Source organism: Martinezella lusitana (assembly GCF_014207095.1).
Lineage (GTDB): Bacteria > Pseudomonadota > Alphaproteobacteria > Rhizobiales > Rhizobiaceae > Rhizobium > Rhizobium lusitanum_B.
Map to the genome: position 1 here is coordinate 1 of NZ_JACHBG010000052.1, position 3,181 is coordinate 3,181.

The 3,181-nt window shown below is 61.8% G+C and carries 4 protein-coding genes; 1 reads left to right on the forward strand and 3 read right to left on the reverse strand.

Annotated features, from left to right (window positions below; translation table 11 throughout):
• Positions 1-97 precede the first annotated feature (97 nt).
• The 3 genes from GGD46_RS33460 to GGD46_RS34220 are packed head-to-tail and all read right to left on the reverse strand — an operon-like array spanning position 98 to position 2,609.
• Complete coding sequence (locus GGD46_RS33460; RefSeq protein ID WP_004126146.1) at positions 98-1,105, reverse strand: tyrosine-type recombinase/integrase; 1,008 nt, start codon at positions 1,103-1,105, stop codon at positions 98-100.
• Positions 1,102-2,034, reverse strand: coding sequence for a tyrosine-type recombinase/integrase (locus GGD46_RS33465; protein ID WP_004126144.1), 933 nt, complete (start codon positions 2,032-2,034; stop codon positions 1,102-1,104). Before GGD46_RS33465 ends, GGD46_RS33460 begins: the two co-directional genes overlap by 4 nt.
• Positions 2,031-2,609 (reverse strand): site-specific integrase, encoded by a 579-nt coding sequence (locus tag GGD46_RS34220; RefSeq protein ID WP_240535524.1) that lies wholly within the window; start codon positions 2,607-2,609, stop codon positions 2,031-2,033. The genes GGD46_RS33465 and GGD46_RS34220 overlap by 4 nt, the downstream gene beginning before the upstream one ends.
• A gap of 147 nt (positions 2,610-2,756) precedes the next feature.
• On the opposite strand from GGD46_RS34220, the gene GGD46_RS34380 reads away from it, so the two are divergent.
• Complete coding sequence (locus GGD46_RS34380; RefSeq protein WP_276307848.1) at positions 2,757-2,882, forward strand: hypothetical protein; 126 nt, start codon at positions 2,757-2,759, stop codon at positions 2,880-2,882.
• Positions 2,883-3,181: the final 299 nt, after the last annotated feature.

A 3,181-nucleotide genomic window follows, 5' to 3' on the forward strand; every position in this document is an offset into this window, starting at 1 on the left:
CCCTTTTTATGCATCGGGTGAGATTTTGTGGCGGAGCCGTCATGGCGCCAGCCGGGGACTGCCAAATCTGGCATCTTCCGCCACATAATGTTTTAGCTTAGATGCTGTTCAGCAGTTGCAGAACGGCATCGGTGGGCCGGAAGCGCGTCCCGTAATCGCCCTTGATGCCCGCCTTTTCGAGTCCGTTACGCATCATCTCGACATCCGCGGCGGCATAGCGGTGGGTGGTGGCGACCTGTGCGTGCCCGAGCCAGGCTTGAATCGTCAAAAGATCCACGCCGGACTGGAGAAGCTTCATGGCAAGGGAGTGCCGGAAGATGTGTGGCGATATGGGCTTTTCGGCCAAATCCGGCCTTGTGGCCACTGCCTTGGCCGCCGCTCGTCGTACGATGTGGGTCGCCCCGAAGCGCGTCAGGCGCTCATTGTGGGCACCGATAAAGATCGGTCGTGGTTCGTGGTTGGTGATTCCGCGCTCGCGCAACAAGGCCGCCAGCGCTCTCGCCAGATCCTGAGGAACGGGGATGACGCGATCTCTGCGCCCCTTACCGTGCAATAGCACCTGCGAGTGCGGGCGTCCCAACTGAAGGTCGTCAGCATTGACACCGATGGCTTCGGAGACCCGCGCGCCGGTCCGCGCCAGGAACAGCAGAAACGCGCGGTCGCGCCGACCACGGGGCGTCCTCTGATCGGGCGCCGCAATGACGGTGTCCACTTCTGCGTCGGTGAGATGGTGCGTCACCTCAATGTGCGCGCGTTTTGTGGGAATCGTCAGCACGCGTTGCGCGACACCAAAGGACGCCGGGTCGGCGGCTGCCACATGGTGGAAGAAAGATCGTATCGCAGCTAGTCGGGCATTACGCGTGGCGACGGTGTTGTTCCGCTTCTCCTCGAGTTCGTCGAGAAATGCGAGAACGAGGTCTCGATCGAGATCTTCGAGCACCAACGCCGCCGGCCTCTTCCGCAACCTGGCGGCGGCAAAGAGGATCAGCATGCGCAAGGCGTCGCGATAGCTCGCGACAGTCGCGGGAGTGGCGTTGCGCTGCTTGGTTAGGCGCCGGCGAAAGTAGGATTCCAGGAGCGGCGCCAGGAGCAGATGTTCGCTCATGCTGCACCTCCATCGAGGAAAGCGCGGTCCGCCGCAATGGCGAGAAGATCCGCCGAACCAGTGAGGTAGTAAGCGGTATCGCTGTAGCTGGCGTGGCCGAGATAGGTGGCGAGCAACGGGAGCAACGCCTGAACGTCTGCGCGCTGTTGATGCCAGAAGCTGAGGCGGGTCACGGCGAACCGGTGCCTGAGATCGTGCGGCCTTAAGGGCTTACCGCCATCAAGGCCGGAGAGCTTACGCACCTCGGCAAAACCGTTTTGCAGGCCGGTCGCTGAGAGGCGGTTGCCACGAGAGCTGAGGAAGAAGCCCTGGTCCTTGGGCGTGGGAAAAGCGGCGTCACGCTCACTGGCGTAGTGGCGAAGGGCAGCCTGGGTCGTCGTGTGAACTGGAACGAGACGGTCCTTGCGGAACTTCGTCTTCCGAACGAGAAGAACCCCGTTGGTCAGATCGACGTCGGAACGATCAAGCCTTACCACTTCGCCAGATCGCAGTCCCGAGCTTGCCAACAATCCGATTAGCGTTGCCATCGTCCGCCCCCTGAGAGGGATGCTTGGCGAAATGCGCGCACATGCGTCGATGAGCGACGCCAACTCTGACTCGCTGAGGATCCGCGGCGGCGGAATTGCCCTGGATCTGGGAAAGACCCTACGCTCCAAGCTCTCGGTTTGGGCGTCATAGACGGCGAGATACTCGTAGAATCTGCGGAGCACGCCGTGACGAGTGGTGCGGCTGTTGGCGGCCCCGCCGAACGATAGGACGAAGTCCAGCGCCATCGTCCGGGTGGCGGGCGCGTCGATTTGAGTGCGTTCAACGTAGCGGACAAAAGCGCGCAACGTACCAGCTTGCTTACTGAAGGCATAGCCGAGCGAGTGGCGCAGTTCGATGTAACGCTCAACCTTCTCGCCGAGGAATCGGGCAAAGGCGGTCATGCGGCGCCTCCCGGAAAGGGGAGTGCGACCTCGGCGAGTTGCGAGGCCGCAACCTTCACGTACAACGCCGTTGTGTTGATGCTCCGGTGGCCAAGAAGATCGGCGACCTCGTTGATTGGCCTTTGCTGCCTGACGAGCTGGGTGGCAAGGCTGTGGCGCAGGAGATGCGCACCTGCGACTCGCCCAAGTTCGACCCCGCCATGCCGCAACCGCTTCCGCACGATCCTCGAAACAGGCGACGCGCACTTGAACGGCCCCAGCGGCGGCGTGAAGGACAGGAACAGATACGGACTATCCACCTTCGGTCGAGCGCGCAGGATGTAATCGGCGAGTGCGGCGCCGGTCTCCTCTAGGAGTGGCACCACCCGATCACGCTTGCCCTTGGTGCGCCGGACAAAAACCTCGCCAGTACGCCAGTCGATATCCTTCAGCCGAATGGCGCGTAACTCGCCGTTGCGAATGCCCGTAGTGGCGAGCAGCAGCAGGACGGCTCGATCGCGGATGTCGACCGGCGTCGTTGCGCCGATCGCATCGATCGCCTGCCGAACGTCATCCCATGCAAGGCGTGGCGGCAAATGTGCCAAACGCCAAGAGGGCGTCCTTGGGACAACGCCGGCGAGATCTTGGCGATGGTAGCCAGCCCAATACAAAAACCGAAGAAATGTTCGAGTGTGAGCAGTCGCTGCCGTGCGGCTGCCGGAGGTCGCCGATAGCGACAGCCGATGCTCGACAGCAGCAAGGACCTGCTCAGCCGTCAACGGCTCGAGGTCCTGGCCGAGATGGTGATGGCGGAACCAATCCAGAAAGCGGCGGCCGCCCAGAAGAACGCCTCGCGGCAAACTGGCTAAAGCGCGCAATCCGGCTCAGGTAAATCTTGGCAGACGCTCGCTTATAACCGAGCGTGAAAAAATGCTCCGCGAAGCGATCCATCTCGCCGCCGAGCGCACCGCTACGCAGACGCTTGAGTACCCCACGATACGAAAAATAGAAGTCGAGCATATTGCCCCTCCAGTATTGCGGCGCAGGGGGATCCCGCGCCCGTCAGAGAGGCATGAAATATTATGTGGCGGAGAATTCTAGATTTGGCAGTCCCCGGCTGGCGCCGTAATGGCTCCGCCACAAAATCTCACCCGATGCATAAATATGG